The sequence below is a fragment of the Pandoraea thiooxydans genome (assembly GCF_001931675.1).
Taxonomy (GTDB): Bacteria; Pseudomonadota; Gammaproteobacteria; order Burkholderiales; family Burkholderiaceae; genus Pandoraea; species Pandoraea thiooxydans.
Map to the genome: position 1 here is coordinate 3,543,955 of NZ_CP014839.1, position 26,596 is coordinate 3,570,550.

General features: G+C 62.7%; 29 protein-coding genes and 1 tRNA gene. 19 read left to right on the forward strand and 11 right to left on the reverse strand.

What is annotated here, in order from left to right:
• Window positions 1-3: 3 nt before the first annotated feature.
• The gene (locus tag PATSB16_RS16185) at window positions 4-2,484 is read right to left on the reverse strand and encodes a GcvT family protein (RefSeq protein WP_047216670.1); all 2,481 of its coding nucleotides are present in this window, start codon (window positions 2,482-2,484) and stop codon (window positions 4-6) included.
• Between the two features lie 164 nt (window positions 2,485-2,648).
• Entirely contained in the window at window positions 2,649-3,032 is a 384-nt protein-coding gene (locus tag PATSB16_RS16190; RefSeq protein ID WP_047215094.1) for a carboxymuconolactone decarboxylase family protein, read from the reverse strand.
• Window positions 3,033-3,130: 98 nt separating this feature from the next.
• Between PATSB16_RS16190 and PATSB16_RS16195 the strand changes: the two genes are divergently transcribed.
• A complete protein-coding gene (locus tag PATSB16_RS16195; protein WP_047215095.1) occupies window positions 3,131-4,033 on the forward strand; it encodes a LysR family transcriptional regulator in 903 nt (300 codons plus the stop codon).
• 30 nt (window positions 4,034-4,063) lie between these two features.
• Here PATSB16_RS16195 and PATSB16_RS16200 read toward each other — a convergent pair whose 3' ends face one another.
• The 4 genes from PATSB16_RS16200 to PATSB16_RS16215 all read right to left on the reverse strand — a co-directional run bounded on the left by PATSB16_RS16200 (window position 4,064) and on the right by PATSB16_RS16215 (window position 8,172).
• Window positions 4,064-4,819: a DeoR/GlpR family DNA-binding transcription regulator gene (locus tag PATSB16_RS16200; RefSeq protein ID WP_047215096.1), complete on the reverse strand. Its 756-nt coding sequence runs from the start codon at window positions 4,817-4,819 to the stop codon at window positions 4,064-4,066.
• Window positions 4,820-4,887: 68 nt separating this feature from the next.
• Window positions 4,888-5,508, reverse strand: coding sequence for a LysE family translocator (locus PATSB16_RS16205; protein ID WP_047215097.1), 621 nt, complete (start codon window positions 5,506-5,508; stop codon window positions 4,888-4,890).
• A 57-nt stretch (window positions 5,509-5,565) separates the two neighbouring features.
• Window positions 5,566-6,117, reverse strand: a complete 552-nt coding sequence (locus PATSB16_RS16210; RefSeq protein ID WP_047215098.1) for an adenine phosphoribosyltransferase — start codon at window positions 6,115-6,117, stop codon at window positions 5,566-5,568.
• Between the two features lie 75 nt (window positions 6,118-6,192).
• Window positions 6,193-8,172 carry a monovalent cation:proton antiporter family protein gene (locus tag PATSB16_RS16215; RefSeq protein ID WP_047215099.1) on the reverse strand — a complete coding sequence of 660 codons (1,980 nt, stop codon included), beginning with the start codon at window positions 8,170-8,172 and terminating at the stop codon, window positions 6,193-6,195.
• Between the two features lie 124 nt (window positions 8,173-8,296).
• On the opposite strand from PATSB16_RS16215, the gene PATSB16_RS16220 reads away from it, so the two are divergent.
• The 11 genes from PATSB16_RS16220 to rapZ all read left to right on the forward strand — a co-directional run bounded on the left by PATSB16_RS16220 (window position 8,297) and on the right by rapZ (window position 16,997).
• Complete coding sequence (locus PATSB16_RS16220) at window positions 8,297-9,280, forward strand: KpsF/GutQ family sugar-phosphate isomerase (protein WP_047216671.1); 984 nt, start codon at window positions 8,297-8,299, stop codon at window positions 9,278-9,280.
• On the forward strand, window positions 9,277-9,819 hold the full coding sequence (locus tag PATSB16_RS16225) for a KdsC family phosphatase (RefSeq protein WP_047215100.1): 543 nt from the start codon (window positions 9,277-9,279) through the stop codon (window positions 9,817-9,819). The genes PATSB16_RS16220 and PATSB16_RS16225 overlap by 4 nt, the downstream gene beginning before the upstream one ends.
• 9 nt (window positions 9,820-9,828) lie before the next feature.
• Window positions 9,829-10,452: an LPS export ABC transporter periplasmic protein LptC gene (gene lptC, locus PATSB16_RS16230; protein ID WP_047215101.1), complete on the forward strand. Its 624-nt coding sequence runs from the start codon at window positions 9,829-9,831 to the stop codon at window positions 10,450-10,452.
• Between the two features lie 19 nt (window positions 10,453-10,471).
• Window positions 10,472-11,113 carry a lipopolysaccharide transport periplasmic protein LptA gene (gene lptA, locus PATSB16_RS16235; protein WP_047215102.1) on the forward strand — a complete coding sequence of 214 codons (642 nt, stop codon included), beginning with the start codon at window positions 10,472-10,474 and terminating at the stop codon, window positions 11,111-11,113.
• Window positions 11,106-11,873 (forward strand): LPS export ABC transporter ATP-binding protein, encoded by a 768-nt coding sequence (lptB, locus tag PATSB16_RS16240; RefSeq protein WP_047215103.1) that lies wholly within the window; start codon window positions 11,106-11,108, stop codon window positions 11,871-11,873. The genes lptA and lptB overlap by 8 nt, the downstream gene beginning before the upstream one ends.
• Window positions 11,874-11,982: 109 nt before the next feature.
• Complete coding sequence (locus PATSB16_RS16245; protein WP_047215104.1) at window positions 11,983-13,470, forward strand: RNA polymerase factor sigma-54; 1,488 nt, start codon at window positions 11,983-11,985, stop codon at window positions 13,468-13,470.
• Between the two features lie 122 nt (window positions 13,471-13,592).
• Window positions 13,593-13,937 (forward strand): ribosome hibernation-promoting factor, HPF/YfiA family, encoded by a 345-nt coding sequence (gene hpf, locus PATSB16_RS16250; RefSeq protein WP_047215105.1) that lies wholly within the window; start codon window positions 13,593-13,595, stop codon window positions 13,935-13,937.
• Between the two features lie 218 nt (window positions 13,938-14,155).
• Window positions 14,156-14,611, forward strand: a complete 456-nt coding sequence (locus PATSB16_RS16255) for a PTS sugar transporter subunit IIA (RefSeq protein WP_047215106.1) — start codon at window positions 14,156-14,158, stop codon at window positions 14,609-14,611.
• A 43-nt stretch (window positions 14,612-14,654) separates the two neighbouring features.
• A complete protein-coding gene (gene hprK, locus PATSB16_RS16260) occupies window positions 14,655-15,623 on the forward strand; it encodes an HPr(Ser) kinase/phosphatase (protein ID WP_047215107.1) in 969 nt (322 codons plus the stop codon).
• Window positions 15,624-15,711: 88 nt separating this feature from the next.
• Window positions 15,712-15,990: a PsiF family protein gene (locus tag PATSB16_RS16265; RefSeq protein ID WP_047215108.1), complete on the forward strand. Its 279-nt coding sequence runs from the start codon at window positions 15,712-15,714 to the stop codon at window positions 15,988-15,990.
• A gap of 134 nt (window positions 15,991-16,124) precedes the next feature.
• Entirely contained in the window at window positions 16,125-16,997 is an 873-nt protein-coding gene (gene rapZ, locus PATSB16_RS16270) for an RNase adapter RapZ (protein WP_047215109.1), read from the forward strand.
• A gap of 8 nt (window positions 16,998-17,005) precedes the next feature.
• Here the strand turns inward: rapZ and mutY are convergent, their stop codons facing one another.
• Together mutY and mutM are read right to left on the reverse strand one after the other, a co-directional pair.
• Window positions 17,006-18,121 (reverse strand): A/G-specific adenine glycosylase, encoded by a 1,116-nt coding sequence (gene mutY, locus PATSB16_RS16275; RefSeq protein ID WP_047215110.1) that lies wholly within the window; start codon window positions 18,119-18,121, stop codon window positions 17,006-17,008.
• A 29-nt stretch (window positions 18,122-18,150) separates the two neighbouring features.
• Window positions 18,151-18,981 carry a bifunctional DNA-formamidopyrimidine glycosylase/DNA-(apurinic or apyrimidinic site) lyase gene (gene mutM / locus PATSB16_RS16280; protein ID WP_047215111.1) on the reverse strand — a complete coding sequence of 277 codons (831 nt, stop codon included), beginning with the start codon at window positions 18,979-18,981 and terminating at the stop codon, window positions 18,151-18,153.
• A gap of 79 nt (window positions 18,982-19,060) precedes the next feature.
• On the opposite strand from mutM, the gene PATSB16_RS16285 reads away from it, so the two are divergent.
• The 7 genes from PATSB16_RS16285 (at window position 19,061) to pth (ending at window position 24,983) form a co-directional block, all read left to right on the forward strand.
• Complete coding sequence (locus PATSB16_RS16285) at window positions 19,061-20,869, forward strand: tetratricopeptide repeat protein (protein WP_072628672.1); 1,809 nt, start codon at window positions 19,061-19,063, stop codon at window positions 20,867-20,869.
• A complete protein-coding gene (gene lolB, locus PATSB16_RS16290) occupies window positions 20,866-21,483 on the forward strand; it encodes a lipoprotein insertase outer membrane protein LolB (protein ID WP_156884784.1) in 618 nt (205 codons plus the stop codon). Before PATSB16_RS16285 ends, lolB begins: the two co-directional genes overlap by 4 nt.
• 23 nt (window positions 21,484-21,506) lie before the next feature.
• Window positions 21,507-22,364, forward strand: a complete 858-nt coding sequence (ispE, locus tag PATSB16_RS16295) for a 4-(cytidine 5'-diphospho)-2-C-methyl-D-erythritol kinase (RefSeq protein WP_047215112.1) — start codon at window positions 21,507-21,509, stop codon at window positions 22,362-22,364.
• A 47-nt stretch (window positions 22,365-22,411) separates the two neighbouring features.
• Window positions 22,412-22,488, forward strand: a tRNA-Gln gene (locus tag PATSB16_RS16300).
• Window positions 22,489-22,536: 48 nt separating this feature from the next.
• A complete protein-coding gene (locus PATSB16_RS16305; RefSeq protein ID WP_047215113.1) occupies window positions 22,537-23,487 on the forward strand; it encodes a ribose-phosphate pyrophosphokinase in 951 nt (316 codons plus the stop codon).
• 143 nt (window positions 23,488-23,630) lie between these two features.
• Window positions 23,631-24,254 carry a 50S ribosomal protein L25/general stress protein Ctc gene (locus PATSB16_RS16310; protein ID WP_047215114.1) on the forward strand — a complete coding sequence of 208 codons (624 nt, stop codon included), beginning with the start codon at window positions 23,631-23,633 and terminating at the stop codon, window positions 24,252-24,254.
• A 135-nt stretch (window positions 24,255-24,389) separates the two neighbouring features.
• Window positions 24,390-24,983: an aminoacyl-tRNA hydrolase gene (pth, locus tag PATSB16_RS16315; RefSeq protein ID WP_047215115.1), complete on the forward strand. Its 594-nt coding sequence runs from the start codon at window positions 24,390-24,392 to the stop codon at window positions 24,981-24,983.
• Window positions 24,984-25,039: 56 nt separating this feature from the next.
• Here the strand turns inward: pth and PATSB16_RS16320 are convergent, their stop codons facing one another.
• The 3 genes from PATSB16_RS16320 to rsmD all read right to left on the reverse strand — a co-directional run bounded on the left by PATSB16_RS16320 (window position 25,040) and on the right by rsmD (window position 26,494).
• On the reverse strand, window positions 25,040-25,300 hold the full coding sequence (locus PATSB16_RS16320; RefSeq protein ID WP_047215116.1) for a YfhL family 4Fe-4S dicluster ferredoxin: 261 nt from the start codon (window positions 25,298-25,300) through the stop codon (window positions 25,040-25,042).
• A 69-nt stretch (window positions 25,301-25,369) separates the two neighbouring features.
• Window positions 25,370-25,855, reverse strand: coding sequence for a pantetheine-phosphate adenylyltransferase (gene coaD, locus PATSB16_RS16325; protein ID WP_047215117.1), 486 nt, complete (start codon window positions 25,853-25,855; stop codon window positions 25,370-25,372).
• 36 nt (window positions 25,856-25,891) lie between these two features.
• Window positions 25,892-26,494, reverse strand: a complete 603-nt coding sequence (gene rsmD, locus PATSB16_RS16330; RefSeq protein WP_047216674.1) for a 16S rRNA (guanine(966)-N(2))-methyltransferase RsmD — start codon at window positions 26,492-26,494, stop codon at window positions 25,892-25,894.
• Window positions 26,495-26,596 lie beyond the last annotated feature (102 nt).

The following is a 26,596-nucleotide window of genomic DNA, read 5'->3' on the forward strand; positions in this document are numbered from 1 at the left end:
GCCTCAGATTCTCACGCGGTGGCCCTGCGGATCGTAGGGTGCCTTCAGATGTACGCGCGCCTCGAACAACTCGCCGGCCAGATCGACCTGATAGCGGCCTGCGGCGAGGTAGGCGCCATCGCAAATACCCTCGGCACGGCCCACGTAGCCGAGCCCCACCGGGCAACCCAGCGTATGGCCGAATGCGGCGGAGCTGAGGAAGCCGACCGGGACGCCGTCGCGCAAGATGGCTTCGCCGCCCCACAGCATCCTGTCGGGCGCGCCGTCGAGCATGACCGTCACCAGGCGGCGCTGCACGCCGCGCGCGCGGATCTCGAGCAGCGCCTCGCGCCCGACGAACGGGATGGCCTTGTCGAGCTTGCAAGCGAAGCCGAGCCCGGCCTCGAACGGATTGGTGTCGGGCGTGAGTTCCCGGCCCCAGGCGCGATAGCCCTTTTCGATGCGCAGCGACTCGATCGCGTAGTAGCCGCCGTTGACCAGCCCCCATTGCTTGCCGGCGGCCTGCAGCACCTCGAACACTCCCACTGCGAATTCGACCGGCACATACAGCTCCCAGCCCAGCTCGCCGACATAGGTCAGACGCGTCGCGCGCACGGTGGCATAGCCGATGTCGACTTCCCGGCTCGCCCCGAAAGGAAATGCCCGGTTGCTCCAGTCGGCCTTGGATACGCTTTGCAGCAACGCACGCGCGTGTGGCCCCATCACCGCCAGCACCGCGAACTGCCCGGTGACGTCGACCACCGTGCAATGCCTGTCGAGCGGAATGCGCCGCTCGATCATGTCGAGATCGCGCGTGGCCTGGGCCGAGCCGGTGACCATCAGGTACTGGTCGTGCGCCAGGCGCGTGAGGGTGAAGTCGGACTCGTAGGTGCCGCGCTCGTTCAACATGCCGGTGTAGACGGTGCGGTCCGGCGCCACCGCGACATCGTTGGTGCACAGGGACTGCAGCACGCTTTCGGAATCTCGTCCCTTGATGAGAAATTTCGAGAAGGAGGTCATATCGAACAGCGCCACGCCTTCACGGCACGCCCGGTGTTCGGCGGCGCTCCAGGAGTGCCAATTTTGTTGTCCGAACGAATATTCGATGACCGCCTGCGCCGCACTGGGAGCGAAGAAATTTGGGCGCTCCCAGCCCATTTTGCTGCCGAAACAGGCGCCGGCGTCACGCAGCAGGTGGTACAGCGGCGAGCGGCGAAACGGCCGCGCGGTATCGAGTTCGCGGTTGGGCCATGGCATGGCGTAATGCAGGCCGAGGGTTTCCTTGACGCGATCGTGCAGCCAGGCGTCGTTGCCATTGAAACGGGCGAAGCGGCGAATGTCGACCGGCCAAAGGTCCATCGTCGGCTCGCCCGCGACGATCCACTCGGCCAGCGCCATGCCGGCGCCGCCTGCCGAGGCGATTCCCATCGAGTTGAAGCCCGCGCCGACGAAGAAGTTGCGCAGCTCGGGCGCTTCGCCCAGCATGAAATTGTTGTCGGGTGTGAACGATTCCGGACCGTTGTAGAACTGCCGGATCTGGGCGTGCTCGAGGGCCGGCACCCGCGCCAGCGCGTTTTCCATCAGGATTTCGAACTGGTCCCAATCATCGGGCAGCAGCTGGAATTCGAACTCGTCGGGAATACCGTTCATGCCCCAGGGCTTGGCGTTCGGCTCGAACCCCCCCATCACGAGCCCGCCGACTTCTTCCTTGAAATAAATGTAGCCGTCGGGGTCGCGCATGACCGGCAAGTCGGGGTGCACCCCCGCGATACGCTCCGTCACGATGTAGTAATGCTCGGCCGAATGCAGCGGCACGGTGACGCCGCACAGGCGACCGACCGCCTTGGCCCATTGTCCGGCGCAGTTCACCACAATCTCCGCATCGAGCCGCCCTGTCTGGCCCTCCTTGCTACGCCAAGTCACACCGGTGGCCATGCGCCTGCCGGCTTTTTCCTCGGCGTGGACTGCCGTGACGCGCACGTGTTCGGCAATCGTCGCGCCTGCGGCGCGGGCGCCTCGCGCCAGCGCCTGAGTCAAATCGGTCGGGTTCGCCTTGCCGTCGCCGGGCAGCCACACGGCCCCGAGCAGGTCGTCGGTGCGCATCACCGGCCACAACTCGCCGGCCTCTTTGGGCGAGATGACTTCACACTGCACGCCATAGGCGCGGGCGCCGGCCGCGGTGCGCTTGAGCTGCGCCATGCGCTCGGCGGTGCGCGCCACGCTCAGCGAGCCGCATTGCTTCCAGCCGGTACCGAGCCCGGTTTCCGCCTCCAGCTGGCTATAAAGCCTGGTGGAGTAGCGAATCAGCCGGGTCATGCTCTCCTGCGCGCGCAATTGGCCGACCAGGCCGGCGGCATGCCAGGTGGTGCCGCACGAGAGTTGGCCTTGCTCGAGCAGCACGATATCGCGCCAGCCGAGCTGGGTGAGGTGGTATGCCACCGAGCAGCCGATGATGCCGCCTCCGATGACGACGACTCTGGCATGGCTGGGCAGGGTTGCGGGCATCGCGATCTCTCCGATTGACGAGGCGCCGTCGATATCGTTGGGCGCCATGGATCGCATCATAAGCAAGGTTGTTTAATTTTGCAATATTTTGCAAAATTAATAACCATATTGCCACAAAACTGTCACGATCCAAGGCGCGCCGGTTTCGCCATGCGGCCGGTCGGTCAAGCCACCGCGTCGCGCGCCTCGAACACCTCCCTGGCCGCGAACAGACCATTGAGGGCGGCCGGAAAACCCGCGTAGACAGCCATCTGCATCAACACTTCGACAATCTCCTGGCGCGAGCATCCGACATTGAGTGCGCCGTGCAAATGCACCTTGAGCTGCGGCGCCGCATTGCCAAGCGCCGTGAGCGCCGCCACGACCGCAAGTTCGCGGGCCTTGAGATCGAGCCCCGGGCGACTGTAGATATCGCCGAACGGAAATTCGATCAGATAATCGGCGAAATCGGGGGCGATGCCACTGAGTGCGGCAATGACCTTTTCCCCTTGCTCGCCGTCGATTTCCTTGAGCTTTTCCCAGCCGCGCAAATAACGATTGCTGTCCATCGATGTTCTCCTTGGTTTCAGTAGTGCGTTGTGAACAGGTGCACTGTAGGGCGAGCCTCAAGGCGCTTCCAATACCATTTGTGTGATACCTTTTCGGTATGAACAACAGGATCGATCTGCGACAGTTCCGCTACTTCCTGGCAGTGGCCGAGACGCTCAATTTCGGCCGCGCAGCCGAGCGCCTGCATTTATCGCAACCTCCGCTGAGCCGTCAGATCCAGCAACTGGAAGAGGCGCTGGGTGTGGCGCTTTTCACGCGCGCCAAGACCGGTGTCGCACTGACAGAGGCCGGACGCGTCTTTTTGCCGGAAGCGCGACGCACGCTTGCGCAGGCCGACAAGGCGGTGGCCGCCGTCCAGGCGATGCGCGGCCGAGCCGCGGCCCGCCTGGTCGTGGGGCACACGACGGTGTTCGACCCAAGCGCCTTCACCGATATATTCGATGCCTTTGGCCGTCGTTTTCCGCAGTGGCCGCTGATCGTCAAAAGCCGGCATTCGATCGGCCTGGTCAAGGAAATCCGCAACGGCACGATGGATGCGGCCTTGATCGGACTGCATACGGAAGCCCCCGGCCTGAAGATTGAAAGCGTTCGGCAGGAGCCGCTGGCGGTCGCGCTGCCGGCGCATCACCGCCTCGCGAGAAAGCGCAGCATCGGCTTGCGGGAGCTGGAGGGCGATCCTTTTTTTTGGTTCGAGCGGCGCCTGAATCCGGGGTTTTACGACTATTGCCAAGCCTACTTCGATCGCATCGGCTTTGCTCCCACCGTCGTTCCGGAGCCCCCCGATCATCACGTGCTGCTGGGGCTGATCGCCGCCGGTCAGGGCCTGGCCTTGGTGCCCGCGTCGTTGCGTAGCATCAAGCGCAACGGCGTCGCCTTTCGCGCGCTCAAGGAAGGCGACGAGCTATCGATGGGTGTGGCGCTGGTCTACGCCGAGGGACATTCGTCCGAAGCGCTCGACGCGTTCATCGGATGCGTGCGGGCCCAGGCCAGCCGCAGGTGAAATACCGGCGGAGCGCATCGATGCATCGGACTACGCAATGAGCAGTTCCGGACCTCGCTGCCGCAGTTTGTGCAGGATCGGCTTGGCCGGCGCGGCGTCGCTGATGACGTAACGCGCCGCCTCGAAATGACGAATCTGCACCGGCGTCGTACGGCCGAACTTGGTGGCGTCGGCCACCACGACCGCCATGTTTGCCGAGAGCAGCATGCGCGCGCGCAATTCGGCGGCAGCCCGCGTGTAATCGGTCAGTTCGGCCTCCGCGGTAATTGCGCCGGCCCCGACAAACGAGATGTCTGCATGATACTGCGCCAACTGGTTGACCGCGTCCCAGCCCTGCACGGCATCCTCGTTGTCCTGCAGCTCGCCGCCCAGCAGGGTCACGCGATTCTCGTGCTGGCGACCCAGCATGCGCGCGATCTGCCAGTCATTCGTGTAGACCGTGAGGCGGTGCTTTTCCAGCAGCGCCTGCGCAATCGCGCGAGTGGTCGTGCCTGAGTCGATGATCAGCGAAGCGCCATCGGCCACCAGTTCGGCCGCACGCACGCCGATCGCGCGCTTGCCTGGCGCATTGACCGTCTCGCGCAGCGTCGAGTCGGGCTCGGCACGCTCGGTTGCCAGCGCGCCGCCGTGCGTCATCAGCAGCAGGCCGCGCGCCGCCAGGGTATTGAAATCGCGCCGCACGGTCTCGCGCGAGACGCCCAGCTCGCGCACCACGTCACTGATGGCGAGCGCGCCGCTTTTGGCAAGTTGCTCCAGCACGTATTGTTGTCGTTGCTCGGCTAGCATGGGTGAGGAGAAGTCATCGCAAAAGGAAGCCACAGGATACACCGGCGCCGGGCGGTCATCACCGCGCCTCAGCCCGGCAAGGCGACTCGCACGCCCAGTGCGATAAAGGTCGCGCCGGCGGCCCTGTCGAGCCAGCGCCCGGCACCGGGCCGCCGTTTCAGCCAGGCGCCCAGCGCCCCGGCAAACCAGCCGTAGACGCTGAAGATCACCACGGTCTGCAGCATGAATACCAGGCCGAGCATGAACATCTGCAGACTCGGCCGGCCGCCATGGGCGTCGACGAATTGCGGCAGGAACACCAGAAAGAACAGCGTCACTTTGGGATTCATCAGGTTGCCGAGCACGCTCTGGCGGTATACCTGCCACAGTGGCTTGCCGGCCTGCCCGTGAGCCACGCCGAGACCGGCGCGACTCGTCAGGGCCTTGAGCCCGATCCAGATCAGGTAGGCCGCGCCCGCCAGCTTGATGGCCTGGAACGCCCACGGCGAGGCGCGCAGCACGGCGGCCAGACCGAGCGCGGCCAGCGTCGTATGAAACAGCAGGCCGCTGGCGAACCCATAGGCCGCAACCAGGCCGGCAGCGCGCCCCTGCGCAATGCCGCGCGCCAGCACCTGCAGGTTGTCGGGCCCCGGCGCCACGGTAATGACGATCGAAGTTCCGAGGAATACCAGCAGGTGGGGTAGCGTCATGTCGGTTTCAGCACATGCGATGGAATGGAGAATTGCCGTACCGGGCGGGCCCCGCGATCAATGCCCGTCGAACGAACACACCAGGAACAACGGCAAGCCGGCCTCGCGCAACAGCCGCGAGCCGCCGAGTTCGGGCAGATCGACGATGGCCGCGCCCTCGACGACATCGGCGCCAAGCTTTTCGAGCAGCTTCTTGCCGGCCAGCATGGTGCCGCCGGTGGCCACCAGATCGTCGATCAGCAAGACCTTGTCGCCGGCGTCGCAGGCATCGGCATGAATCTCCACGGCGGCGCTGCCGTATTCGAGTTCGTATTCTTCCGACACGGTCTGGTAGGGTAGCTTGCCTTTCTTGCGGATCGGAATGAAGCCCGCGTTGAGCTCGTGCGCCAGGATCGAGCCGAGAATGAAACCGCGCGCGTCGATGCCGGCGACGTATTTGAGTTCGGTCTGCATGTAGCGATGCACGAATACTTCGATCAACAGCCTCAGCGTGCGCGGGTCTTTCAGCAGCGGCGTGATATCGCGAAACATCACTCCCGGCTGCGGCCAGTCAGGCACGGTGCGAATTTGGCTCTTGATGTAATCGGCGGGAGATTGATCGATCTGCACGGCATCCTCGGTAAAAGAGGCGCCGCACTACACCGCGCGCCTCGTGACTGGCCTGTCATTATGCCAAAGCGCGGCTCACTCGCCGAGCAGGCGTGCCTCGGCATCGGCCAGCGCTTCGGACGGCCCGCTCAGCACGACGATGTCGTCGGCAATCAGTCGCGTTGCGACGTCCGGCTCCAGACCCCGGATGCCGCGCCGCCGAATCGCGGTCACGGCCACGCCGAGCTTGCCGAGCTGCAGCTCGGCAATGGTGCGTCCGATCGCCGCCGCGCGCTGTCCGAGCGGCACGGATTGCAGTCGCACCTGTTCGTGGTCGGCAGTATCGTCTTCGTCACCTGTACCGCGGAAATAGCCGCGCAACAGTCCGTAGCGCGCATTGCGGGCTTCCTCGATGCGCCGCAGCACGCGCCGCATCGGCACACCCACCAGCACCAGCGCGTGCGAGGCCAGCATGAGGCTGCCCTCGACGATCTCGGGAACGACTTCGGTGGCGCCTGCGGCGAGCAGTTTATCGATGTCGCTATCGTCGACGGTGCGCACCACGACCGGCAGGGTGGGCTCCAGGTCGTGAACGTTGGCGAGCACCTTGAGCGCCGCCGGCGTACTGTCGTAGGTCACCACCACGCCGGCGGCACGGTGAATCCCGGCAGCCACCAGTGCGTCGCGCCGGGCCGCGTCGCCGAACACCACCGATTCGCCGGCACTGGCCGCGGCCAGCACGATATCGGGGTCGAGTTCGAGCGCGATATAGGCGATGTCTTCCTGCTCGAGCAGGCGCGCCAGATTTTGGCCGCAGCGGCCGTAACCGCAGATGATGACGTGCCCGGCGGTCTTCATGCTTTGCGAGGCGATTTTGGTCATCTGCAGCGCCTGCAGCATCCACTCGTTGGAGGCGAATCGCAGGGCGATCCGGTCGGCGTTCTGAATCAGAAATGGCGCCAGCAGCATCGACAGGAGCATCGAGGCCAGGATCGCCTGGATCAGCGCCGGCTCGACCAGTGCCTGCCCGCGAATCATATTCAGCAGCACGAAGCCGAATTCGCCGGCCTGCGCCAGCCCCAGGCCGGTACGAATCGCCACGCCGGGACTGCCGCCGAACAGGCGCGTGAGCCCGGCAATCACACAAAACTTGAGCGCAACCGGCCCGATCAGCAAAGCCAGCACCAGCGGCCACTGCCGCGCGACCAGATGCGGATCGAGCAGCATGCCGGTGGTAATGAAGAACAAGCCAAGCAGCACATCGCGAAACGGCTTGACGTCGTCTTCCACCTGATGCCTGAAAGGCGTCTCGGCTATCAGCATGCCGGCGATAAAGGCGCCCAGCGCCATCGACAGGCCCAGCAAATCGGTCAGATAGGCCATGCCGAGCGTGAGCAGCAGCAGGTTCAGCATGAACAGTTCCTGCGAGCGCCGCGCCGCCACCACATGAAACCAGCGGCCGACGAGCCGCTGCCCCACCCAGAGCAGCAGCGCGAGCGCGCCGGTGATTTTGAGCGCCGCCAGCGCCAACGCCATGAGCAGCGCTTTCGGATTGCCGCCGAGCGCCGAGATCAGAATCAGCAGCGGCACCACCGCGAGGTCCTGGAACAGCAGCACGCCCATGATGTTGCGGCCGTGTTCGGACTCCAGCTCGAGACGCTCCGACAACAGCTTGCTGACGATCGCCGTGGACGACATTGCCAGCGCCCCGCCCAGCGCGAGCGACGCCTGCCACGACAGCGGATACCACCAATTGATTGCCAAACCCGCCAGCACGCTGGCCAGAATCGTGAGCACGACCTGCGACACCCCGAGCCCGAGGACGACACGCCGCATCGCCTTGAGCTTGGGCAGGGAAAATTCGATGCCGATCGAGAACATCAGAAACACGACCCCGAATTCGGCCAGATACTGCATGCGCTCGGAATCGCCCACCACGCCGAAGGCGTGCGGGCCGATAATGACCCCGACGACCAGATAGCCGAGGGTCGGCGGCAGACGCAGGAAGCGGAACAGGACCACCCCCAGCGCCGCGGCCAGCAACAGGATAAGCGTCAGTTCGAGTGGCGAGATCATCGGCACGACTTTCCGGTAGACGTTCGAAACAGGGGAAAGCGCCCTGGATTGCCGCTTTATGGCGCGCTTACGCGCTCCGGCGCGGCCCGCCATGCGGCTTGCGTTGGTTTGCTATACTCCGCGCATGATAGCGAAAATCAATTCCGACCGGGCACTTGCGCTTGCCCGCGAGGTGTTGCGCATTGAAGCTTCCGCAGTGGAACGCATCGGCGCACAGCTCGATGAAAGCTTTGCCGCGGCAGTCGGCTTGCTGCTGGCATGCAAGGGCCGGGTCGTCGTCAGCGGCATGGGGAAATCAGGCCACATCGCCCGCAAGATCGCGGCGACGTTCGCCAGCACCGGCACACCCGCATTCTTCGTTCATCCCGCCGAGGCAAGCCATGGCGATCTCGGCATGATTACCGCCGAGGACATCGTGGTCGCGCTGTCGAACTCAGGCGAAACGGCGGAGTTGGTCAGCATCCTGCCGGCGGTCAAGCGCTCCGGCGCGGCGTTGATCGCCCTGACCGGTAACGCGGCGTCGAGTCTGGCCAAGCTGGCCGATGTGCATCTCGACGCCAGCGTCGAAAAAGAAGCCTGTCCGCTCAATCTGGCTCCCACGGCGAGCACCACCGCCGCACTCGCACTGGGCGACGCACTGGCGGTCGTCCTGCTCGACGCGCGCGGCTTCGGGGCGGAAGATTTCGCGCGCTCGCACCCGGGCGGCGCGTTGGGCCGACGGCTGCTGACCTACGTCAGAGACATCATGCGCACGGGCGAACAGGTGCCCCAGGTGACGCTTGACGCGAGTCTGTCGCAAGCCCTGCTCGAAATCACCAAGAAACGCCTCGGCATGACGGCCATCGTCGATCGCGACAACAAGGTAGCCGGCATCTTCACCGACGGCGACTTGCGGCGATTGATGGAACGCACGCTCGATTTTCGCGAGCTCAAGCTGACCGAAGTCATGACCGCGCGGCCGCGCACCATCGGGCCCGACCACCTGGCTGCCGAGGCCGCCGAGCTGATGGAGCGCTACGGTATCACGCAGTTGCTCGTCACCGATGCCGACGATCGCCTGCTCGGCGCCTTGAACATTCACGACCTGTTCGCGGCCAAAGTGGTATGACCCAATCGCACGATCTTACCGTCGCCCGGCAGCGCGCCGCTCGCATCGACCTGATGATTTTCGATGTCGACGGCGTGTTTACCGACGGTCGCCTGCTGTATGGCCCGCAGGGGGAATTCGGCAAGCAGTTCTCCACCCTGGACGGTCACGGCGTGAAATTGCTGGCTGCCAGCGGGGTCGAGGTCGGCATCATTACGGGCCGTCGTTCCGAGACGGTGGCGCTGCGCGCGGCCGAGCTAGGCATCGCGCATGTCCATCAAGGCGCCAGCGACAAGCGCGCCGCGCTCGACGCGTTGTGCGCGGCCACCGGCATCGCGCCGGCGTCATGCGGCTACATGGGCGATGACTGGCCCGACTTGCCGGTGCTGACGCGGGTGGGTTTTGCCGCGGCTCCCGCCAACGCCCACCCCGAGGTGCGCCAGCGCTGCCACTGGATCGCCGAGCAAAGCGGCGGCGCCGGCGCAGTGCGCGCGCTGTGCGACTTCGTGCTGCGCGCGCGGGGCAGCTACGACGATTTGCTGAACCAGGTCCTGGCATAGCACCGCCCGATGCAACGCGTAACCCCGACCTCGATCCTGGCGACCATCCTGCTGGCCGCATTGGCCTCCGGAACCTATTGGCTGGTGCAGCGCACGCTGCCGACCAGCGAGCCGTCGGCGGAACGTCCCAAGCATCACACGCCGGACTACTACGCCGACAATATCTCGATTTCGATGCTCTCGGCCACTGGGCAAACCCAGTACCGGATCAATGCGGCCACCATGGTGCACTACGAGGACGACTCGACCACCAGCGTGACACGCCCGGCGATTCGCGCCTTTACGCCCGGGCAGCCGGAGGTGACCGCGACGGCCCTGCGCGGCACGATCAACAGTGACGACTCGGTGGTCGACCTGTACGATCAGGCCGTTATCACGCGCGCGCCCGATGCGACCGATCCTGGCATGAGAGCGACCTCGCAGCACTTCCAGGTGCTGGTCAACGACGATGTCGTGCGCACCGAGATGCCGGTGCAGTTGACGCGCGGGCAGTCGGTGATGACCGCCAGCGGCATGAATTTCAATAACGTTACCCGGGTATTACAATTGCTCGGCAACGTGCGCGGGACCATCATGCCCGCCGAATTGAACGGCTCACGGGGCACCGCCAAACCAACCGGGGCAAAACATTAAAGCCATCACAACAAGACTCATGACCGACCGATCCATCTTCTGGCGCCTGGGCTGCGCGGCGCTGACCATCCTCGCGTGCGCGTTGCTGTTCTCGATGCCAGCGCGTGCCGAACGCGCCGATCGCGATAAGCCGATGAACATCGAGTCGGACCAGATGCGCTACGACGATCTCAAGCAGGTCAACGTATTCACCGGCAACGTGACGATCACCAAGGGCACCATCGTGCTCAAGGCCGACCGCGTCGAGGTGCATCAGGATCCGGAGGGCTATCAGTACGCCACCGCCTATGCCGCGCCGGGCAAGCTCGCGTTCATGAAACAAAAGCGCGACGGTCTCGATGAATATATCGAAGGCTGGGGCGAGCAAATCGATTACAACGGCAAGACCCAGATCGCCACGCTGACCAAGCATGCGGTGCTCAAGCGGCTCGCCGGCGCCAAGGTGATGGACGAGGTGCATGGCAGCGTGATCACTTACGACACGTATAACGAAGTCTATACGGCCGTCGGCGGCAAAGACCAGGTCAGCGAAAACAACCCGGGCGGCCGCGTGCGGGCTACCCTGGCGCCAAAAACCGCCAGCACCCCGGGTGCCGCGGCGCCGAGCGGGGCCGGCACCGCCCTGAAACCCTCCAACAGTCTCGGCAATCCGCGTGAATAGCCCATCCCAACAGCCCGTCAAGAGCGTCCTGACCGTACGCAACCTGAAAAAGCGTTACGGCACGCGCACTGTCGTCAAAGACGTTTCGCTGGATGTAAAAAGCGGCGAGGTGGTCGGCTTGCTTGGTCCCAACGGCGCCGGCAAGACGACCTCTTTTTACATGATCGTCGGACTGGTGCCGGCCGACGCGGGGCAGATCAGCCTGGACGACACCCTGTTGAGCGACATGCCGATTCACCGGCGCGCCAGACTCGGTTTATCGTATTTGCCCCAGGAAGCCTCGGTGTTTCGCAAACTGAGTGTCGAGGAAAACATCCGCGCAGTGCTTGAACTGCAAAACGGCGACGACGGCAAGACGCTGCCCAAGAAAGACATCGACGAGCGCATCGAATCGTTGCTCGACGAATTGCAGATCGCGCACTTGCGCGCCAATCCGGCGATGTCGCTGTCCGGCGGCGAGCGCCGCCGCGTCGAAATCGCGCGGGCGCTGGCCACTCGGCCGCGCTTCATCCTGTTGGATGAGCCGTTCGCCGGTGTCGACCCGATCGCCGTGCTGGAGATTCAGCGTATCGTGCGGTTTCTCAAGGATCGCAACATCGGGGTGTTGATCACCGACCACAACGTACGCGAGACGCTCGGCATCTGCGACCACGCCTACATCATCAGCGAAGGCAGCGTGCTGGCCGCCGGCACGCCTGACCAGATCGTCGCCGACGAGAGCGTGCGGCGCGTTTATCTGGGCGAGAACTTCCGCATGTAATGGGTGCGGGCACGTCCCCCGCCACGCCTCCCCGAACACGCCGCCGCGCTGGTGCGCGCATCGGTTCCCTTGTCCTGGCAAAGCCTCTACAATTGAACCAGGATACGATATGAAACCGACGCTTCAACTACGCACCTCCCAGCATCTGGCCCTGACCCCTCAGTTGCAGCAATCGATCCGTTTGCTGCAACTGTCGACGCTCGAGCTGCAGCAGGAAGTGGAACACGCGCTGACACAAAACCCGATGCTGGAGCAGGCCGACGACTGGCTCTCGGGCTCGGTTCGCGTCAACACCGACGGTTCCTTGCGCAGCGAGCGCGGCGCATCCGCCGCCGAGCCACCGCTTGGCGGCAGCCGCGAAGCGGCATCGCCCGAGGGCGGCGGCGACCAGGACGGCAGCGATTATGGCGAACCCCTGCGGGACACCGCCGGCGACTGGACGCTCAACGATTTCAGTCGCAATGGCAACGCCCAGGACGACGACGACGCGTCACAGCCGCAACTGCATGTCGACCAGACCAGCCTGCGCGAACATCTGCTCGCGCAACTGAATCTGACCCAGGCCAGCCAACGGGACCGTGCCCTGGTGGGCTTCCTGATCGAATCCCTCGATGAAGACGGCTATCTGGGAATTACGCTGGATGAAATCCAGCATGAGCTGTTGTCGGAGCTCGAGCTCGAAACCGAGGAACTGAATGCCGCACTGGCCCTGCTGCAAAGCTTCGATCCGGCGGGCGTGGGCGCGCGCAACGCCGCGGAATGCCTGAAACTGCAGTTGCAGCGCCAGCCGGCCAATGCAGTCCGGGCGCTGGCGCTGCGGATCGTGCAGGACCATCTCGAGTTATTGGCGGCCCGCGACTTCACTCGACTCAAACGCCTGCTCGGCGCGAGCGACGCCGAATTGCGCGCGGCTCATGCAGCGATCCGCGCGCTCGATCCATTCCCCGGCTCGGCTTATGGCGGCCCCACCACGGACTACGTCATTCCGGACGTCCTGGTGCGCAAGTCAGGCAAGACCTGGCACGCGGAGTTGAATCCGGAGATCATGCCGAAGCTGCGCATCAACGAAATGTATGCGCGGATTCTGCGCAGCAATCGCAACGACCCGGGCGCCGGCAATCTCCAGCAGCAACTGCAGGAGGCGCGCTGGCTGATCAAGAATATTCAGCAACGCTTCGATACCATCCTGCGCGTCGCGCAAGCCATCGTCGAGCGGCAAAAGAATTTTTTCACGCACGGTGAAATCGGCATGCGGCCCTTGGTTTTGCGGGAAATTGCTGATACGCTAGGCTTACATGAATCGACCATTTCACGCGTAACGACCAGCAAGTACATGCTCACGCCGTTCGGCACGTTCGAGCTGAAATATTTTTTCGGCAGCCATGTGGCAACCGACACCGGCGGGGCGGCCTCCTCGACCGCCATTCGCGCCCTCATCAAGCAACTGATAGGAGCAGAAGAGTCCAAAAACCCCCTTTCCGACAGCCGCATAGCTGAACTGCTGGGTGAGCAGGGTTTCGTGGTGGCACGGCGCACCGTTGCCAAATACCGCGAAGCGTTACGGATCCCGGCAGTCAATTTGCGCAAATCTTTGTAAGGTCCGATGCGCTAACCCGCATCGGGGTCGCCCTGCCGCGGCGCTCATTCCGTGACGATGCAAGCAACCGCCAACTGAATCGCCACACCCAACACCGCGGCGCCCCAGCAAGGAGAGCAGCTATGAATCTCAAGATCAGTGGACACCATCTCGACATCACGCCAGCGTTGCGCGAGTATGTGGTCAACAAGCTGGACCGCGTGGTCCGGCACTTTGACCAGGTGATCGATGTCAGTGTGCTACTGTCGCTCGACAACCATAAGGAAAAAGAGAAACGGCAAAAGGCGGAAATCACCCTGCATTTAAAGGGCAAGGATATATACGTAGAAAGTTGCGACGGCAATCTGTACGCTGCCGTCGATATGCTGATCGACAAGCTGGACCGCCAGGTGATTCGGCACAAGGATCGTCTTCAGGAGCATCAGCATGAAGCAATCAAACATCAATCGCCAGATCTACCTCAATAGATTCAATCAATGAGCAGTCGCCGGCCAGAACGCCGGCATGTGACCAGGGCCGCAGCAGCGGCCCTTTGCTTTATGTGCCGAGACATCCGCCGGATACGTCAAATCGGGATGCATGCCACAATAAGATTGATCCGAGAGCGACAACGCCTCGCTGGTCTATAATGCGTGGTCGATTCCCGGGGTTTCGGTTCCACGCCATTTGAGCGCCGCATCACAAGATGAACCGTCTAGTCAAACTTTTACCTATTACCAATATTGTCCTGGGACTGAATGTCACCAGCAAGAAACGCGTCTTCGAACAAGCCGGACTGTTGTTCGAGAACAATCACGGGCAAGCGCGCGGCGCTGTGACCGACAATCTGTTTGCCCGCGAACGGCTCGGCTCGACCGGCCTGGGCGAGGGCGTCGCCATCCCGCACGGGCGCATCAAAGGGCTGAAGCATCCGCTGGCTGCGTTTATTCGCCTGGCCGATCCGATCCCGTTCGAAGCGCCGGATGGGTTACCCGTATCCTTGCTGTTTTTCCTGCTTGTGCCGGAGCAAGCGAACCAGCAGCACCTGGAAATTCTGTCGGAAATTGCCCAGTTACTGTCCGATCGTTCGATGCGGGAGATACTCGCCAGCGCTACCGAGCCGGAAGTCATTCATCAGGCCCTGAGCACTTGGCAACCTTGATGCCGCCCCCGTCAACGGCAAGCACGTCTCAAGAGGGAATACGGTGGAACTGAACGGCATTAACGCCCAAAGTATTTTCGACGACAATGCGGCCACGCTCAAACTGAGCTGGCTGGCCGGCCACGAGGGCTGGGAACGGGGCTTTGCTCCGGAGACAGTCTCCAACGCCACGTCGAGCGCGGATCTGGTCGGTCACCTGAATTTGATCCACCCGAATCGCATCCAGGTGCTCGGAGAGGCCGAACTCAAGTATTACCAGCGCCTCTCCGAAGAAAACCGCAAGCACAACATGACCGAGCTGATCGCGCTCGAGCCGCCGTTTCTGGTGGTCGCCGACGGCCTGGCCGCGCCGCCCGACCTTGTGCTGCGCTGCACCCGCTCGTCCACGCCGCTGTTCACCACGCCGCTGTCGACCGCATCGGTCATCGATAGCCTGCGTTTGTATATCTCCCGGGTCTTCGCCCCATGCTGCACGATGCATGGTGTTTTTCTCGACATTCTCGGCATGGGCGTGTTGCTGACTGGCGACTCCGGCCTTGGCAAGAGCGAACTGGGACTGGAACTGATCAGCCGCGGCCATGGACTGGTGGCGGACGACGCCGTGGATTTTGTCAGATTGGGCCCGGATTTCGTCGAGGGACGCTGCCCGCCGCTTTTACAGAATCTGCTGGAAGTGCGCGGCCTGGGCCTGCTCGACATCAAGACGATCTTTGGTGAAACCGCCGTACGGCGCAAAATGAAGTTGAAGCTGATCGTCCAGCTGGTGCGCAGGCCGGATGGTGAATTCCAGCGTTTGCCACTGGAAATGCAGACCGTCGACGTCCTGGGATTGCCGATCGGCAAGGTCACGCTGCAAGTGGCTGCGGGCCGCAACCTCGCGGTGCTGGTCGAGGCTGCGGTGCGCAACACCATTTTGCAGCTGCGCGGCATCGACACCCTGCAGGACTTCATGGAACGCCAGCGACTGGCAATGCAGGAGCCCGACGGCGGAGCCCAAGGCAGGCTGCTTTGACGCATCGGGTGAATTTGCGCGCCCTGCCCTTTCATGCTGTAATGCTTGCGCGGCTTGCCGCCCCCCTCACCGACGTCAGGAGATAACCATGAAGAAAGTCTTGGCTATGCTGCTGTTGCTTGCCCCCCTCTATTATTCCGCACCGACGTTTGCGCAAAATTCGCAGCAAAGCAAGATGACCGAATGCAACCGTCAGGCCGGCAGCAAAAAGGGCGATGAGCGCAAAGCATTCATGAAGGAATGCCTGTCGGCCAAAAAGCCGATGTCGCAGCAGGAGAAAATGAAAGCCTGCAACAAGGAAGCCACCGGCAAAAAGGGTGACGAGCGCAAGGCCTTCATGAAAGAATGTCTGAGCGGCAAGCACTGAACCCGTGCGTCGCCTCGTAGGTCGCACATCGATCGCAAGGGCAGCCCGGCTGCCCTTTTTTTCGACCGGCCCAGACTGACCATGCGAGTTGGACTCGTTACCAACGGGGATCGCGCTTCGCTTCAGACCAGACCATGAAAATCGTCCTCATCACGGGAATTTCCGGCTCGGGAAAATCGGTCGCACTCAATGTGCTGGAAGACGCCGGCTATTACTGTGTCGATAACCTGCCGTCCAGATTCCTGCCTGAGTTGGCCGAGTACCTCGACATGCAGGGTCACGGCCAACTCGCCGTGGCCATCGATGCACGCAGTGGCGGCGCGCTCGACGATCTCCCTCCGATCATCGGCGGATTGCGGCGTTTCGGCCACGATGTGCGCGTGCTGTTTCTCAACGCGAACACGCAAACGCTCGTGCAGCGCTATTCGGAAACCCGGCGCCGTCATCCGTTGTCGACGCTGCCGAACGGTTCGTTTTCCGACAGCGGTTCGCTGGTCGAGGCCATCGAGCACGAACGGGATTTGCTCAGCGATCTGACCGAGCTCGGCCATCAGATCGACACCAGTAATTTGCGGGCCAGCGCGCTGCGACGCTGGATCAAGGAATTCGTTCAGCAGGATCAGCAAGGCCCGACGCTGATGTTCGAATCATTTGGCTTCAAGCATGGCGTGCCGCTCGACGCCGATTTCGTGTTCGACGTGCGCTCGCTACCGAACCCGTATTACGACCTTCAATTGCGGCCGCTGACGGGCCGCGATGCACCTGTGATCGATTTTCTCAGCAGCGTGCCGGAAGTCCTCGAGATGATCGACGACATCGCTGCCTATGTGGAGAAATGGCTTCCCAGCTTCATGCGGGACAACCGCAGCTACCTGACCGTTGCGATTGGCTGCACTGGCGGGCAGCACCGCTCGGTCTACATTGCTCAGACATTGGCGACCCGTTTCAGCGGCCGCACCAGTGTCATCGTGCGGCACCGGGAACTGCCGGCCGACGTGCAATCCTAGCCGGCCTTTCAATCGGCAGAAGCCAGGCCAAACGACAGCTGCTTGCCGTTGCCCTTTAGCGCCAGGGCGATGCGGCGAATCGGAGCCGGCAAGCCAGCCGCGGCAATTTCGTGCGCTGCCAGCCACGCTTGGCCGGTGTCTCGCGGGCCGCTTGCTCGCGTCAATGTAATCAGCCATGGCTGAAGATTCAGCTTGAAATGCGTGAAGGTATGCGAGAGCGCCGCCATGCGTTCGATCTCGCGCACCTGCCCATAGCGCCCCGCCGCGTCGGCAATATCGCTCGACGAGACCGATTCGCCGGGCACCGCGGTCGGTGGAGCAAATTCCGGCAGGCTCCATAATCCGCCCCAGATACCGCTGTCGGGCCGGCGCTCGAACAATACGCGCTCGCCATCGCACATCACCAGTATGTCGCAATGCTTTTCGGGAACGGTCTTGCGGGGCTTGCCCGTGGGCAGCAGCCGCTCGCGACCGGTGGCCCGGGCAACGCAATCATCGGCAAACGGACAGGCCGAACATAGCGGCTTGCCGCGCACGCACACGGTAGCGCCCAGATCCATGACGCCCTGCGTATACGCCTGCAAATCGGTGCCGGGCAGCAGTGCATCGGCCAGCTGCCACAACTCGCGTTCGACCCGGGTCTCGCCGGGATAGCCTTCGATGCCGAATACGCGCGTGAGCACACGCTTGACATTGCCATCGAGAATCGCCGCATGCGCGCCGTAGGCGAAAGCCGCTATGGCTGCCGCCGTCGATCGTCCGATGCCCGGCAGACGCGCGAGCGCCTCGACGTCGCGCGGGAATTGCCCGTCATATTCGTCCACCACGTGCTGCGCGCAGCGATGCAGATTCCGTGCGCGGCTGTAGTAGCCCAGTCCGCTCCACAGCGCCATCACCGCATCCTGCGGCGCTGCGGCCAACGCCGCCACGGTGGGAAATTGCCGCAGGAAGCGCTCGTAATAGGGAATCACCGTGGCGACCTGCGTCTGCTGCAACATGATCTCGGACAGCCAGATGCGATAGGCGTCGGTGGTGTTTTGCCACGGCAAGTCGTGACGGCCATGACGCTGCTGCCAGGCGATCAGGCGAGGCGCGAAAGAGGTCTGAAGCGAGCTGGGGGGCATTGGCGAACGAGGTTTGTACGAACGGTGGTTCAGCGCTGGCAGCGCGGACAATAAAAGGTCGAGCGCTGGCCCTGCACGATGTGGCGAATCGGCGTCTCGCATACACGGCACGGCTTTCCGGTCCGGTCGTACACGAAGTAATCGAGCTGGAAATAGCCGCTTTGGCCGTCGCTGCCGACGAAGTCGCGCAAGGTGCTGCCGCCCTTGTCGATGGCGGCGGCGAGAATTTCGCGAATGGCCTGAGCCAGGCGATCGTAGCGGGCCCGGGAAATGCGGCCGGCAGCCGCGCGCGGATGGATGCCCGCCCGGAACAGGGTCTCCGACGCATAAATATTGCCCACCCCGACCACGATATCGCCGGCCAGCAACGCCTGCTTGATTGCCACACTGCGTCCGCGCGTGCGGGCATGCAGCAGCGCGCCGCTGAAGTCGTCGGAAAAAGGCTCGACGCCCAACGTGCTCAGTAACGGGTGGTGCAAAACGTCGCCGGCCGTGGCCGGATGCCACAGCACCGCGCCAAAGCGGCGCGGGTCGCGATACCGCAATATGCAGCGCTCGAACACGAGATCGACGTGATCGTGCTTGCCGGCCGCCGGCAGCGCCGTCACATCGGACAGCACGCGCAAGGTGCCGGTCATGCCGAGGTGAACCAGCAGCCAGCCCTGGTCACACCCCAGCAGCAGGTACTTGCCTCGCCGCTCGACCCGGCGCAGTGTCTGGCCGCGCAATAACGCGTCCAAACCGGGCGGCACGGGCCAACGCAGAGCGGGCACCCGCACGTCGGCACGGGTGATGCGCTGGCCTGCGACATGGGGGGAAATGCCCCGGCGGGTTACTTCGACTTCCGGCAACTCAGGCATACTGTCGAACGTTTCTTGAGGATTTAGACTCTATTGTAGCGAGCGCGCTACAATCCATTGAAACACGCATCGGACCATTATGCCGACCATTATCCGCCCCCGCTTTCAGAAGTACTTGCCGCGGCTCACAGCCTGCTGGCGCACCCTGGCCGTTTTAGGCACACTGTTCGGTGTCACCACGCTACATCCGGTTTTTGCACAGAGTGAAGCCCCTTCGCCGGCCATGCCGGCGTCGTCAATCATCGCCAACCAACCGGCCGCACAGCAGGAAAAGCTGCCCAACGTCGCGCTTAACAGCGAAATCATGTTCCAGGTGCTGGCGGCGGAAATCAGCTTGCAGCGGGGCTTGCTGGCGCCTGCATACAATACTTATCTGGCGCTGGCCAAGGAAACGCACGATCCGCGCATGGCCCGCCGCTCGGTGGAAATTGCGCTTGGTGCCCGACAACTGGGCGACGCGCTGGTTGCCGCTCGCCAGTGGCACCGCCTGGATCCGCAATACCGTCCCGCCAGTCAACTGCTCGCCAGCCTCGAGGTCGGTACCGGCCACCTGAAGGAAGCCGAGCCGCTGCTCGCCGAAGAACTCGCGGCAGTGCCCGAGGCGCGGCGCGGCGAAGCCATCCTCGAACTCCAGCAGTTGTTGTCCCGCGCACCGAACCAGAACGACGCGTTGGCGGTACTGACACGCATGCTCGTCAACGACATGCAGCGCCCCGAAGCACAACTCGCGATGGCCCGCGAGCAACTGGCTGCCGGCCAACCGGCCGCTGCCATGACGTCGCTCGATACCGCGCTCAAAATCAAGCCGGATTACCAGGCCGCCGCGCTGCAATTATCCGAAGTCGGCGCTTCCGAACGCCCCATTGCGATTGCCCAGCTGCAGGCGTTTTTGGCCCGCAACCCCGATGCCAAGGAAGTGCGCTTTGCTTATGCACGATTGCTGCTGGCAGACAATAAGCTCGACGCCGCGCAACAGCAGTTCGAACTGCTTGAAAAACGCTATCCTCACGACCTCTCAACCCTGATGGCGCTGGCGTTGCTCAACTTGCACAGCCAGCACAACGCACAAGCCGAGCAATACCTGCGCAAGTATGCCGACGAGGCGGTTCAGCAGAATACCGACCCGGCCCAAGCTTATATTTATCTCGCTCAAATCGCCGAAGACCGCAAGGATTATCAGGCGGCCGATCAATGGCTCACCCGCATCTCGGTTGGCAGTGCCGCGTACATCCCCGCCCAGATCGGGCGCGCCCAGCTCCTGAGCGACCAAAACAAGGTGGGGGCCGCGCTCGCTCTGCTGCGCTCCGTGCAAACGAGTGACCCGCTGGATCAATTGACTCTCAAGCGCGGCGCGGCGGACATCCTGGTCAAGGCCAAACGCTTCGGCGCGGCCGAAGAACTGCTCGCCAAACTTTCCAAGCAGTATCCGAGCGACGGCGACCTGCTGTACCAGTACGGCATGGCAGCCGAACTCAACAAGCACTACGAGGTCATGGAAAAGGCCATGCGCCGCCTGATCGCGATTCAGCCGAACAACGCGCAGGCGTACAACGCGCTGGGCTATTCGCTCACCGAGCGCAATACCCGTCTGCCGGAGGCGTTGAAGCTGCTGCAAAAGGCGTCCGCCCTGGCGCCCAATGACCCTTACATCATGGACAGCCTGGGTTGGGTCAAATTCCGCATGGGCGACAAGAGCGAGGCCGTCGCCCTGCTCAAGCAGGCATTTACCATCCAGGCACAAGCCGAGATCGGTGCACATCTGGGCGAAGCGCTGTGGGAATCCGGCCAACAGGATGAAGCGCGCAAATACTGGCGCGAGGCCTACAAGGTCGACCCCAACGACGACACGCTCAAAGCGACGCTCAAGCGCTTCCACTTCAATCCATGAGTATGAGCTTGATGGCAAGACCCACGCTTTGGCTGCGCCCGTTTCTGTTGAGCGGCTTGCTGGCAACCGCCTGCGTTCTGCCCGGCTGTGCCAGTTTGCAGGCGCCTTCGGTCGCGAATACGGCCGCCGGTAGCGCCGTTCAGGATTACGACGGGCGGTTTGCCGTGCGCTATGAGCAAAACGGCGAAATCAAAAACGCCTACGGTAATTTTGCGTGGCGGCAACGCGGCGATGCCGTCACGCTGCAACTGCTCAATCCGCTCGGCCAGACCCAGGCAATCGTCTACAGCACCCCAGGCGAGGCCAAACTCGAACTGCCCAACCGCGCCCCGCTGACCGGCCCCAGGCTGGAGCAGGTCATGCGCGATGCGCTCGGATTCGCTCTGCCGGTGGCGGGCTTGCGCTATTGGCTGCAGCTCGAAGCCGCGCCCAATACGCACGGCACTCTCACGCGCGACCCGCAAACCGGGCGTATCACGCAATTGCAGCAGGACGGCTGGACAATCGACTACCTCAGTTACACAGACACTCAGCCAGCGCACATCAAGCGCGTCAACCTGTCGCGCGAAGTCAACGGCGAACCGCTCCAGGTCAAGCTGGTGCTCGATAATTAATCCGATAGACAAACAAACCGGTCATGTCCGACACGCTGCGCGATTGCCCCGCCCCGGCCAAGCTCAATCTCTTTTTACATATCACTGGCCGGCGCGCCGACGGCTACCATGAGTTGCAGACGGTCTTTCAATTGATCGACTGGGCCGATACGCTACATTTCCGGCGACGCGCCGACGGCCGGATCATGCACGAAACACCCCTGCCAGGCGTGCCACCGGAGAGCGACCTCACGGTACGCGCGGCGCGCTTGCTGCAAACTCATACCGGAACAGGGTTCGGTGTCGATATCGCCATCGAGAAGCGCCTGCCGCAAGGCGCCGGCCTCGGTGGCGGCAGCTCCGACGCCGCTACCACGCTGCTGGCGCTCAACCGGCTCTGGCAACTCGATCTGCCGCGCGCCGAACTGGCCCGATTGGGCCTTCAACTCGGGGCCGACGTGCCGTTCTTCGTGTTTGGCCGCAACGCCTTTGCCGAGGGACTGGGCGAGCGCCTGCAGGCAGTCGATTTGCCGCAACGGTACTTCCTGGTGGTCACGCCGCCCGTGCAAGTGCCGACTGTCGAAATTTTCAACGATCCCCGATTGACACGTAATACGAAATCAATCACAATTACGGACTTTCTCGGGCACGGTAATTACGATGTCTTCGGCCGCAACGATATGCAGCCGGTTGCCACCGAGAAATACCCGGAAGTCGCTGCGGTACTCGAGTGGTTCAAGCCGTTCGGTACCGCCCGCATGACCGGTTCCGGCGCCAGTGTCTTTGCGGCATTTGGCGATCGGATCCAGGCGCAGGAAGCGTACAGCAGGTTACCGGAGCACTGGCAAGGCCGTATTTGTACCAGTCTCGATCGTCATCCGCTGTTTGGCTTTGCGTCATAAGAAGTTTTTCTTCGTCGCGGTTGTCGCGGCGAGGTATCGGTCAGCGTAGGGGAGTCGCCAAGTTGGTTAAGGCACCGGATTTTGATTCCGGCATGCGAAGGTTCGAATCCTTCTTCCCCTGCCAGTTTCTCTTTAGTTCAGCTTCGCCCACACCCAGTCCCGCAGGTGCCAGATGAGTAGCGATGGCTTAATGGTATTTACCGGGAACGCCAATCCCGCCCTGGCCCAAGAGGTCGTCCGCATTCTCGGCATTCCGCTCGGCAAAGCGATGGTGAGTCGCTTCTCGGATGGCGAAATTCAGGTTGAAATTCAGGAAAACGTACGCGGCAAGGATGTCTTCGTCCTGCAATCCACGTGCGCGCCGACGAACGACAACCTGATGGAACTGTTGATCATGGTCGACGCGCTCAAGCGTGCCTCGGCCGGACGCATCACCGCGGCGATTCCCTATTTCGGATATGCACGGCAAGATCGCCGCCCCCGTTCGGCGCGCGTGGCGATCTCAGCCAAAGTGGTTGCCAACATGCTGCAGATCGCGGGCGTGGAGCGCATCATCACGATGGATCTGCATGCTGACCAGATTCAGGGTTTCTTCGACATCCCGGTCGACAATATCTATGCTTCGCCGCTGCTGTTGGGCGACTTGCGCAAGCAGAAGTACGAAGACCTGCTGGTCGTGTCGCCCGACGTCGGCGGCGTGGTGCGCGCCCGTGCGATGGCCAAGCAACTTCATTGCGATCTGGCGATCATCGACAAGCGTCGCCCCAAAGCCAATGTGGCCGAGGTGATGAACATCATCGGCGAGGTCGAAGGCCGCACCTGCGTGATCATGGACGACATGGTCGATACGGCCGGCACGCTGTGCAAGGCCGCCCAGGTCCTTAAGGAGCGCGGAGCCAAGCGGGTTTTCGCTTACTGTACCCATCCGGTGCTGTCGGGTGGCGCGGCCAAGCGAATCGACGAGTCCGATCTGGATGAAGTGGTCGTCACCGATACGATTCCGCTGCGCGGCGACTCGCAGGGTCAAAAAATTCGCCAACTGAGCAGCGCCGGCCTGTTGGCCGAGACGTTCTCGCGCATTCGCCGGGGCGATTCGGTCATGTCGCTGTTTGCCGATCTCTGATCGATACGCATTTTTTCGGCGGCGTCGCGCCGCCGATATCAGTGGGCAGGGAAATATCCCTGCCCTTTTAATCGCCGGATCCCCGGGTTTCGGGTGTTGCCGGCACTTCACCGCCTGGTCGCGGGCGGTCACTGGGAGTCATCATGAAAGTAGTCGCTTTCGAGCGTAGTCTGCAGGGAACGGGTGCGAGCCGCCGCCTGCGCAATACCGGCAAAACCCCCGGTATCGTGTATGGTGCGAACGTCGACCCGAAACTGATCGAACTCGATCACAACGCGCTGTATCACGCGCTGCGCAAAGAAGCCTTCCATTCGTCGATTCTCGACCTGGAAGTGGGCGGAACCACCGAGCAGGTGCTGTTGCGTGACGTTCAATATCACCCGTTCAAGCAACTGGTGCTGCACGTCGACTTCCTGCGCGTCGATCCGAATCACAAGATTCACATGAAGATTCCGCTGCACTTCGTCAACGCGGAAGTGTCGCCGGCGGTCAAGCTGGGCAGCGGGATCGTCAGCCACGTGATGAACGAAATCGAAATCAGCTGCCTGCCCGGCAAGCTGCCGGAATTCCTCGAGATCGATCTGAGCAAGCTGGAGCTCGGCCAATCGCTGCATGCCAAGGATGTACCGCTGCCGCAAGGCGTCGATCTGGTGCCGCACGTCGAACAGGAAAATCCCGTGATCGCCACGGTGAGCGTGCCTGCCGGTGCAGTGTCGGAAGAAGCCGCAGCAGCGCCTGCTGCCGGAGAAGCCCCCGCGGCGTCCTGATTTCCGCGCAGTAGCGCTTGTCTCGCAACCCGCCGAACCTGTCTGGGCTCGGCGGGTTTTTTCATACGGAGCCATCAAATTGGCCTGCCACTACGAGGCAACGGCGGCGCCACCCTACTTGCTGAATCGAACGCTATGATCAAGCTGATTGTCGGGCTGGGCAATCCCGGTGCCGAATATGCGGGCACCCGGCATAACGCGGGCTTCTGGTTCGTCGATGCGCTGGCGCAGGACGCTGGCGCCGCGCTACGCGCAGAGTCGCGATTTCACGGCCTGGCTGCCCGTGCACGCGTTGCGGGAGCGGACGTCTGGCTGCTCGAGCCGCAGACCTTCATGAACCGGTCGGGCCTGTCCGTGGTGTCATTGGCCCGGTTCTACAAGATCCTGCCTGACGAAATACTGGTCGTTCACGATGAGTTGGATTTACCCCCTGGCACGATCAAGCTCAAGCGAGGCGGCGGCAGCGGCGGGCACAACGGCCTGAAAGACATCAGCGCGCACTTGTCGACGCCCGACTACTGGCGCCTGCGTATCGGCATCGGACACCCGCGCACCCAACTGCCCGCAGGCAACCCGCAGGTGGTCGACTTCGTCCTCAAACCACCTCGCAAAGAGGAGCAGGAAGCGATCGATCAAGCGATGAACCGGGCACAGGAAATCATCGCGCTGACGATCAAGGGCGACATGGAAAAAGCCATGCAGCACTTGCACAGCCAAGGCAGCCGGTAGCTGCCTGTATCTCGCATCGCGCGCAGGAGGGGCACTGAGCCGACAGCCAAAGTCGGCTAGGCACCCTTCTTGGCGGCTTGCAATGCCAGGTATTTTTGCATCAGCGCGTCCTTGCTTTCGACGCGCTCCGGGTTCAACGGGATGCACTCCACCGGACACACCTGCTGGCACTGCGGTTCGTCGAAATGCCCGACGCATTCGGTGCACTTGTCCGGATCGATCTGATAGATCTCGACGCCCATCGAAATGGCATCGTTCGGGCACTCCGGCTCGCACACATCGCAATTGATGCATTCATCGGTAATCATCAAAGCCATACGGCCATACTCCCGCGATACGACTCACACGCGCACTGAATGGATCGGTGCGAACCGCTCGCTGCTACATCAAGACAGTTGGCTGACCTTGTCGACCAGCCATTTTTCTACCGACGGGAAAACGAATTTGCTGACATCGCCACCCAACTGCGCGATCTCGCGCACAATCGTTCCCGAAATGAATTGATACTGGTCCGAGGGCGTCATGAACATCGTCTCCACGTCCGGCAACAAATAACGATTCATTCCGGCCATCTGAAACTCGTATTCGAAATCCGACACAGCACGCAAGCCACGCACGATAACGCGGGCCTGGTGCTTGCGAACGAAATCCTTGAGCAATCCGGCAAACCCCTCGACCGCGACATTCGGGTAGTGACCCAGCACTTCGCGGGCGATATCCAGCCGTTCGTCGAGTGTGAAGAACGGCTTCTTGTTACGGCTGTCCGCGACCCCCACGACCAGCTTGTCGAAAATGCCCGCCGCCCGACGCACCAAATCCTCGTGTCCGCGCGTTAGCGGGTCGAAGGTTCCCGGATAAATAGCTACCACCATGCCAACGTCTCCCCCCCTGCTCAGGGTCTGCTCATTTCAGTCATTGTCGTCACTTGCGATCGACACGGATTGCAACAAATGATAATGCACCGCGCCCGCTTTCGCCTGCCGCGCAACGCGCAGGCCTGTCGCAGCCAGCAAATCGGCCGCCACCGGCGCCTCGGCCTCGACATATAAAACACCCCCCGGCGCGAGCAACCGTGCGGCATCGGGCAACACCTGAGGTAGCCAGTCCTGGCCGAACGGCGGATCGAGGAAAATCACATCGAACGTGCCGGCGCCAAGCTTGCCGGCCAGGCGCAGCGCGTCGCCATGCAGGATTTCGATCTGCGTAGCGGCCAGCTTCTGGCGAATTGCCTCGAGTTGCCGCACCGATGCCACCAATTTCTCCACCAGCACCACACGTGCCGCGCCACGCGAGGCTGCCTCGAATCCCAATGCGCCGCTGCCGGCAAACAGGTCCAGGCACCGCAGACCGCTCAAATCCTGCCCAAGCCAATTGAACAGTGTTTCGCGGACGCGATCGGGCGTAGGCCGCAGCCCCTCCCCGATCACCACGGGAAGCGGCGTACGCTTCCATCGCCCGCCGATGATTCTGACCTGTTGCGGCGGCGATTTCGCCCCTCTGACGGCACTCATCGCCAATCCCGACCAGTTGGCGGCATTTTTGCAGCACCTTTCATGAATATTTCCGGATAAAAATCAGCCATCATCGACCAATACCGCCCCACCGAGAGCGCC

Excerpts from the sequence above, each read along its gene's own strand:
- PATSB16_RS16185 (WP_047216670.1), bottom strand. The coding sequence starts at position 2,484 with ATGCCCGCAACCCTGCCCAGCCATGCCAGAGTCGTCGTCATCGGAGGC.
- PATSB16_RS16190 (WP_047215094.1), bottom strand. The coding sequence starts at position 3,032 with ATGGACAGCAATCGTTATTTGCGCGGCTGGGAAAAGCTCAAGGAAATC.
- PATSB16_RS16195 (WP_047215095.1), top strand. The coding sequence starts at position 3,131 with ATGAACAACAGGATCGATCTGCGACAGTTCCGCTACTTCCTGGCAGTG.
- PATSB16_RS16200 (WP_047215096.1), bottom strand. The coding sequence starts at position 4,819 with ATGCTAGCCGAGCAACGACAACAATACGTGCTGGAGCAACTTGCCAAA.
- PATSB16_RS16205 (WP_047215097.1), bottom strand. The coding sequence starts at position 5,508 with ATGACGCTACCCCACCTGCTGGTATTCCTCGGAACTTCGATCGTCATT.
- PATSB16_RS16215 (WP_047215099.1), bottom strand. The coding sequence starts at position 8,172 with ATGATCTCGCCACTCGAACTGACGCTTATCCTGTTGCTGGCCGCGGCG.
- PATSB16_RS16220 (WP_047216671.1), top strand. The coding sequence starts at position 8,297 with ATGATAGCGAAAATCAATTCCGACCGGGCACTTGCGCTTGCCCGCGAG.
- PATSB16_RS16225 (WP_047215100.1), top strand. The coding sequence starts at position 9,277 with ATGACCCAATCGCACGATCTTACCGTCGCCCGGCAGCGCGCCGCTCGC.
- lptC (WP_047215101.1), top strand. The coding sequence starts at position 9,829 with ATGCAACGCGTAACCCCGACCTCGATCCTGGCGACCATCCTGCTGGCC.
- lptA (WP_047215102.1), top strand. The coding sequence starts at position 10,472 with ATGACCGACCGATCCATCTTCTGGCGCCTGGGCTGCGCGGCGCTGACC.
- PATSB16_RS16245 (WP_047215104.1), top strand. The coding sequence starts at position 11,983 with ATGAAACCGACGCTTCAACTACGCACCTCCCAGCATCTGGCCCTGACC.
- hpf (WP_047215105.1), top strand. The coding sequence starts at position 13,593 with ATGAATCTCAAGATCAGTGGACACCATCTCGACATCACGCCAGCGTTG.
- PATSB16_RS16255 (WP_047215106.1), top strand. The coding sequence starts at position 14,156 with ATGAACCGTCTAGTCAAACTTTTACCTATTACCAATATTGTCCTGGGA.
- PATSB16_RS16265 (WP_047215108.1), top strand. The coding sequence starts at position 15,712 with ATGAAGAAAGTCTTGGCTATGCTGCTGTTGCTTGCCCCCCTCTATTAT.
- rapZ (WP_047215109.1), top strand. The coding sequence starts at position 16,125 with ATGAAAATCGTCCTCATCACGGGAATTTCCGGCTCGGGAAAATCGGTC.
- mutY (WP_047215110.1), bottom strand. The coding sequence starts at position 18,121 with ATGCCCCCCAGCTCGCTTCAGACCTCTTTCGCGCCTCGCCTGATCGCC.
- mutM (WP_047215111.1), bottom strand. The coding sequence starts at position 18,981 with ATGCCTGAGTTGCCGGAAGTCGAAGTAACCCGCCGGGGCATTTCCCCC.
- PATSB16_RS16285 (WP_072628672.1), top strand. The coding sequence starts at position 19,061 with ATGCCGACCATTATCCGCCCCCGCTTTCAGAAGTACTTGCCGCGGCTC.
- lolB (WP_156884784.1), top strand. The coding sequence starts at position 20,866 with ATGAGTATGAGCTTGATGGCAAGACCCACGCTTTGGCTGCGCCCGTTT.
- ispE (WP_047215112.1), top strand. The coding sequence starts at position 21,507 with ATGTCCGACACGCTGCGCGATTGCCCCGCCCCGGCCAAGCTCAATCTC.
- PATSB16_RS16305 (WP_047215113.1), top strand. The coding sequence starts at position 22,537 with ATGAGTAGCGATGGCTTAATGGTATTTACCGGGAACGCCAATCCCGCC.
- PATSB16_RS16310 (WP_047215114.1), top strand. The coding sequence starts at position 23,631 with ATGAAAGTAGTCGCTTTCGAGCGTAGTCTGCAGGGAACGGGTGCGAGC.
- pth (WP_047215115.1), top strand. The coding sequence starts at position 24,390 with ATGATCAAGCTGATTGTCGGGCTGGGCAATCCCGGTGCCGAATATGCG.
- PATSB16_RS16320 (WP_047215116.1), bottom strand. The coding sequence starts at position 25,300 with ATGGCTTTGATGATTACCGATGAATGCATCAATTGCGATGTGTGCGAG.
- coaD (WP_047215117.1), bottom strand. The coding sequence starts at position 25,855 with ATGGTGGTAGCTATTTATCCGGGAACCTTCGACCCGCTAACGCGCGGA.
- rsmD (WP_047216674.1), bottom strand. The coding sequence starts at position 26,494 with ATGAGTGCCGTCAGAGGGGCGAAATCGCCGCCGCAACAGGTCAGAATC.